Source organism: Microvirga sp. P4_G7, assembly GCF_056401005.1.
The window spans coordinates 1-6,237 of record NZ_JBFUKD010000181.1 but is presented as its reverse complement, the minus strand read 5'-3'; the positions used below and the strand labels follow the sequence as shown (position 1 = coordinate 6,237).

At 63.2% G+C, this 6,237-nt stretch carries 6 protein-coding genes; 4 read left to right on the top strand and 2 right to left on the bottom strand.

Annotated elements, in window-relative coordinates; all coding sequences use genetic code 11:
• The 3 genes from AC1DT3_RS10075 to AC1DT3_RS10065 form a co-directional block, all read left to right on the top strand.
• Positions 1-511, top strand: a 511-nt coding sequence (locus AC1DT3_RS10075) for a tetratricopeptide repeat protein (protein WP_477465118.1), incomplete at its 5' end; no start/stop codon positions are given.
• 108 nt (positions 512-619) lie between these two features.
• Complete coding sequence (locus AC1DT3_RS10070; protein WP_477465117.1) at positions 620-1,549, top strand: sulfite exporter TauE/SafE family protein; 930 nt, start codon at positions 620-622, stop codon at positions 1,547-1,549.
• Positions 1,546-2,307 (top strand): TIGR02186 family protein, encoded by a 762-nt coding sequence (locus AC1DT3_RS10065; RefSeq protein WP_477465116.1) that lies wholly within the window; start codon positions 1,546-1,548, stop codon positions 2,305-2,307. The genes AC1DT3_RS10070 and AC1DT3_RS10065 overlap by 4 nt, the downstream gene beginning before the upstream one ends.
• Positions 2,308-2,315: 8 nt before the next feature.
• On the opposite strand, the gene pdeM is transcribed toward AC1DT3_RS10065, so the two are convergent.
• Entirely contained in the window at positions 2,316-3,017 is a 702-nt protein-coding gene (pdeM, locus tag AC1DT3_RS10060) for a ligase-associated DNA damage response endonuclease PdeM (protein ID WP_477465115.1), read from the bottom strand.
• On the bottom strand, positions 3,014-5,518 hold the full coding sequence (locus AC1DT3_RS10055; RefSeq protein WP_477465114.1) for a ligase-associated DNA damage response DEXH box helicase: 2,505 nt from the start codon (positions 5,516-5,518) through the stop codon (positions 3,014-3,016). The genes pdeM and AC1DT3_RS10055 overlap by 4 nt, the downstream gene beginning before the upstream one ends.
• Before the next feature lie 146 nt (positions 5,519-5,664).
• Here AC1DT3_RS10055 and AC1DT3_RS10050 point away from each other — a divergent pair.
• The coding region (locus AC1DT3_RS10050; RefSeq protein WP_477465113.1) for an SDR family oxidoreductase at positions 5,665-6,237 on the top strand (573 nt) is incomplete at its 3' end.

Genomic DNA, 6,237 nt, shown 5'->3' with positions numbered 1-6,237 from the left:
CCTCCCACCTGCGCAGGAACGCCTCGCAATGGCGTACGAGAAGGGTTTCGGCGCCGCACGCGATCCAAAACTCGCCGCTGCGTGGTACGAACGCGCGGCGCTCGGCGGCAATACCCGCGCCATGCACAATTTGGCCACCCTCCTCGCGGCTGGCATCGTCGGACGGTCCGACTATCCTGCCGCGCTTCCTTGGTACATCGAGGCCGCGGAGGCCGGCGTCCGCGACAGCCAGTTCAATCTCGGCGTGCTCTATGCCCGTGGCATCGGTACGCGGCAGGACACGTCCCTCGCCTACAAATGGTTTGCCCTCGCAGCGGCGGGCGGCGACCTCGAAGCGGCGAAGAAGCGGGATGAGATCGCGCTCAAGATGAGCGCCGACGCGCTCGCCGCTGCAAAGGTCGTGGTGGATGCCTGGCAGCCGCGTGCGATCGACAGCGTTGCCAACGGATCGGCCCCAACCGTAAAGGGACGTACTGCCACCCTGCGGCGGGACGCAGACGACCGTACATGATTCAAGTTGCGTGCGCGGTCATCTTCCGTTCACGCCAAACGCATTAAGAGCGCATGATGCGCTTGATGAAAAAGACGAACCGGCTGCACCGGCAGTAGGGGAACCGGGTTGCAAATCTATCTGCCTATCGCCGAGATGTCCGTGAGCGTGCTTCTGATCCTGGGATTGGGCGCGGCGGTGGGCTTCATTTCGGGCCTGTTCGGAATTGGCGGTGGCTTCCTGATGACGCCACTTTTGATTTTCCTCGGCATCCCGCCCGCCGTCGCCGTGGCGACGCAGACGGCTCAGATCGTCGCGTCCTCGACCACCAGCGTCTTGAGCGCCGTGCGGCGAAAGGGGCTCGACCTCAAACTTGGAGGGGTCCTCGTCGCCGGGGGTCTCGTGGGCTCAGCCCTCGGCGTCTGGTTTTTCGCCGCGTCCCGGCGGGCAGGTCAGCTCGATCTCGTGATCGTCGTTTCCTACGTCACCCTGTTCGGGGTGGTGGGGAGCCTGATGATGAAGGAGAGCCTCACCGAGTTCTGGACGAAGCGACGCGGCGGTGCGATCCGCCCGCGTCGGCGGGCCGGCGATCACGCGCCGTATCTCTTCTGGCCCCTGCGCATGCGATTTCCGCGATCCAAGCTCTATGTCAGCGTGATCCCCATCCTTGGACTCGCTCTTTTCGTGGGCTTTGCGGGCGCCTTACTCGGCATCGGCGGCGGGTTCATCATGGTGCCGGCGCTGCTCTATATCTTCCGGCTGCCGACATCGGTCGTCGTCGGCACATCGCAATTTCAGATCGTCTGCACCACGCTCGTCGCCCTGGTTCTGCACGCCGTAGCCAACCAGGCGGTCGATATCGTCCTTGCGATCCTTCTCATTCTCGGCGGTGTGTTCGGTGCGCAATTCGGTGCGCGGGCCGGACGCAATCTTCGCGCCGAGTTGTTTCGGTTCCTCTTGGCTATCCTGCTTCTCGCCGTCGGCCTTCGTTTTGCCCTCGAACTTGTTGTACGTCCCAACGAGCCATTCTCCATCACCGTACAGGAGACACGCACGTGAGAGTGGTTCTGAGCGCATTTCTTCTTGTTGCGCTTTCGATCCCCGCTTTCGCGGAGAGCTTGATCACGACTCTGTCGAGCCATCGCGTGCTCATCAATTCCAACTACACAGGGACCTCGATTGCGGTGTTCGGCGCAGTCGAGCGAGACGCGCAGACGGTGTCGCGAGCCACAGATTACGACGTCGCGATTACCGTCCGGGGCCCGCGTCAATCGATCGTGGTGCGCCAGAAGGAGCGGCGTGGTCTCGTATGGCTCAACCGCGACCAGCAGAAATTTCCAGACGCCCCCTCCTATTTGAGCGTCTTCACCTCCCAGCCTATCGCGACCATCACCACGGAACAGGGTCGCCTGCGTCAAAAGATCGGGCTAGGCGCGATCCTGCACGCCGCCGATTTCACCAATGATCGCGGCAGCGCGGACGAACCGTTTCGTGACGCGTTGTTTCGCCTGAAGGCGCGCGAGGGCCTCTATTTCGAGAACGACAGGGGCGTGACCTTTCTGACCCCCGCCATCTTCAGCGCCAGCATCCCCGTCCCCGCCATTGCACCGCCGGGGAATTACGACGTCGAAGTCACGCTCCTCGCCGGCACCGTTGTCCTTGCCCGCAGTTTCACGAATTTCGAACTGGTGAAAACCGGCTTTGAACAACAGGTCGGCGATGCCGCACGAGATTGGTCGGCGCTCTACGGGACGGTCACGGCGCTCATGGCCCTCGGCTTCGGCTGGTTGGCGAGCCTGATCTTCCGTCGCGATTGAACAAACGTTCAGTCGCGGCAGAGCATCGGCCGCGCGATGGCGAACAGACGTTCCGCACCGATCAGATGAGCCGTGAAGCTCTTGGGAAAGAGCGGTTTGAACGCGTCGTCGCAGGCATTCAACCCTCCCGCATAGGCGCCCAGGGCCGGCATGATGCAGCGGAAGCCGTCGGTCAGGAAACAACGCCTGCGGGTCGAACGGCCGCGCATCACCACCTTGCCGACCGGATGAAGATGTCCGGCCACCTCCGACTCGGCCCCCGATAGCGGCTCGTGACGCAGCGTGAGCGTCCCCAAGACCATACTTTCCGTGACCTGCCCTCCGATCGACGCGGGAAGCGAACGGTCGTGATTTCCGGTGATCCAGATCCAGTCGCGGCCGGCCTGGACCTGCGCCAGCGTCGCCCGCTCGTCCTCGCCGACCCGATCAGGGCCGCCGACATCGTGGAAGCTGTCGCCGAGAGCGACGACGGCACGTGGATTGAAATGCGAAACGGCATATTTCAGCGCCTTCAAGGTCTCGCGGGTATCATAGGGCGGCAGCATCATGCCACGCCGCGCGAAGGACGAGCCCTTCTCGAAATGCAGGTCGGCGACAAGCAGGACGCCCTCGTCGGCGAGATACATCGCCCCGGTGAGATCCAGGATCGCGGCGCTCCCTGACAGGGAAATCTCACAAGTCGTCTGTCTGCTTTTCAGCAATGCGGTCACGCCAAAGCCTCATCGAGTAGCGCGGATTCCGCCTCGGCAAGAATATCGTCCGCGCCTTCGCCCTGGATGCGCTCACGGCCGATTTCGAGCATGACGGAGACGCTCAAAGGGGAAACCCGGTCTAGCGGCTTGTGAATGATTCGCCCCCGGATACGCTTCAGCATCACGCCGAGGCGCTTCACGTCCAGAAGCCCTGTTGCCGCATCCGCCCTGGCGGCCCGGAGCAGAACATGATCCGGCTCGTGCTTTCGCAACACGTCATAGACAAGATCGGTCGACACCGTCACCTGGCGGCCGGTCTTTTCCTGGCCGGGAAAGCGCCGCTCGATCAGGCCGGCAATGACGGCGCATTGCCGGAATGTCCGCTTCATCAGTGCGGATTCCGCCAGCCAATCCTCAAGGTCGTCGCCCAACATGTCCTCTGAGAAGAGATCGTCGATGAAGCCGGGCTCGCGTCCCTCCCGTACGGCAACGTCGCTGAGGCCCCAAATCGCGAGGCCGTAATCGTTCGCGACGAAGCCGAGGGGCTTCATGCAAGCCCGCTCGAGTCGACGGGTCAGAAGCATGCCGAGGGTCTGGTGCGCCAGCCGCCCCTCGAACGGAAAGCAGGACAGGTAATAGCGGCCCCCACGCGGAAACGTCTCGACGAGGAGATCGCGCGGGCCAGGGAGAATCGATCGCCGACGTTGTTGAACGAGATAGTCGGAAAGCTGGTTCGGCAGCCTGTCCCATTCGAAGGGATCGGCGATGATTTCACGCACCCGAGCCGCAAGGAACGTGGAGAGCGGGAACTTTCCGCCCGCATAGGAAGGAACCTTCGGCTCCGTCCCGGTCCCGGTCCGCGTGGCCAGAACCTCGTCCTCGATGATTCCCTCGAACCGCAGTACCTCGCCAGCGAAGACGAACGTATCACCCGGCGTCATGGTCTCCGCGAAGTATTCTTCGATCTCGCCGAGTACCCTCCCGCGCGGCACCACGGTCCCCGGCCGTGTCCGCGATGTGCGCCCGAGCCTCACCTTGATCATCGTCGCTTCCACGATGGTGCCGACATTCAGCCTGTATTGCTGCGCGATCCGTTGATCGCGCACGCGCCAAAGGCCGTCTTTTCCCTTCACGATCTTGGCGAACCGCTCGTAAGCGCGCAGGGCATAACCGCCGGTAGCGACGAACGCGACGCACGCCTCGAAATCTTCCCATGTCAGCTCGGCATAGGGCGCCGCCGATCGCACTTCCTCGTACAGGTGTTCAAGTTGGAGCGCCTCGGCGCAGGCCATGCCGAGGATGTGCTGGCAAAGGACGTCGAGAGCGCCTATCCGCGCGTCGGGCGTATCCTGAGCCGCCTCATGCACGGCATCGAGCGCCGCGCGGCATTCGAGCATCTCGAACCGGTTGGCGGGGACAAGAAACGCTTTCGACGGCTCGTCCATGCGGTGATTGGAGCGTCCGATCCGCTGCATGATGCGCGACGCTCCCTTTGGAGCACCCACATTCACGACCAGATCGACGTCACCCCAGTCGATGCCGAGATCAAGGGTCGCCGTGCAGACGACGGCGCGAAGCTTGCCGGCGATCATGGCTTCTTCCACCCGTCGGCGTTGCGAGACGTCGAGCGAGCCGTGGTGGAGAGCGATCGCCAATCCGTCGTCGTTGAGATTCCAGAGTTCCTGAAAGGTGAACTCCGCCTGCAGACGGGTGTTGACGAAAACCAACGTCGTCTTGTGCTCACGGATCAGGTCATAGATGGCCGGCATCGACAAAGACGCCATGTGACCGGCAAGCGGCAAGGGCTCGTCGAGTTCGAGCATCCGGATATCCGGCTCCGCGCCCCCGCGCACGACGACGAAATCGGCGAGTTCGGCTTCGTTCTGCCCCACCAAGTAGCGCCTGAGATCGTCAGGCTCACGCACCGTCGCGGAAAGACCGATCGACGTCATTTCCGGCGCGAGCGAACGAAGCCTGGCGAGACCCAGGGAGAGAAGGTCGCCGCGCTTGGACGTCACAAGGGAATGCAATTCGTCGAGCACCACGCGGCGCAGCCCCTTGAACAGCTCCCGCGCGTCGCGATGGGCCAGAAGAAGGGCGAGTTGTTCCGGAGTCGTGAGAAGAATATCGGGCGGGCGCTCGATCTGCCGCGCTCTTTTGTGAGCCGGTGTGTCGCCGGTGCGGGTCTCGATGCGGATCGGGAGTTCCATCTCACGCGCCGGCGCCTCCAGGTTGCGAGCGATGTCGACGGCGAGGGCCTTCAGAGGCGATATGTAGAGGGTATGCAGCCCGCCTTTCAGCGAAGGCTTTCGATCAGCAAGTTCGACCAGTGTGGGCAAGAAGCCCGCCAATGTCTTTCCGGCGCCGGTGGGCGCGACAAGAAGCGCCGAGCGGTGAGCCTCGGCCTTGGCCAAGAGGTCGAGCTGGTGCGCGCGGGGGGCCCAGCCGCGGCTTTCAAACCACCGGCGGAAGCGCTCGGGCAAGAGATCCGGCGGAGGGGAGGAAGCGGCCTTCGGCATCGCATCAGCATATAGGCCCTGGGGCACATTTCGCCATGCCGGTCAGGGTGGCCGATTGAATGTGGACCCGCCAATCGGGGGCTTGCTCTTTTGCCGGCTTCCGTTTCAGGTGACGGCGGATCAACGCCAGCTCAGAAAAACAAACCATGTCCCAGACACCGTCCCTCTCGTCCCTCGCCAACACCGTCGCCATCGTCACCGGGGGGACGCAGGGCCTCGGCGAAACGGTCGCCCGAACCCTCGCCGAACGCGGCGCCACCGGTCTCGTGATCTGCGGGCGAAACGTCGAGCGGGGCCAGGCCGTCGCGCGCGATATTACTGCGCAAGGATGCCGCACCGAATTCGTTGCGGCGGATCTCAGCCAGATCGACGATGTCCGCAAGGTCACCGCCAAGGTAGACAGCACGTTCGGCAAGGTCGATATCGTCGTCAACGCCGCTGGCATGACCGACCGTGGGACGATCTTCGACACCAGCCCTGACCTTTTCGACAGGATGTTCGCGGTCAATGTGAAGGCGCCGTTCTTCCTGATGCAGGATGCGGCAAAGATCATGCGCCGGGAAAAGATCGAGGGCGCGATGATCAACATCCTGTCCATGTCCGCCCATGGAGGTCAGCCCTTCATTTCGGCTTATTGCGGCTCGAAGGGGGCGCTTGCGACCCTGACGAAGAATGCCGCATTCAGCCTGATGCCTTGGCGGATCCGCGTGAACGGCCTG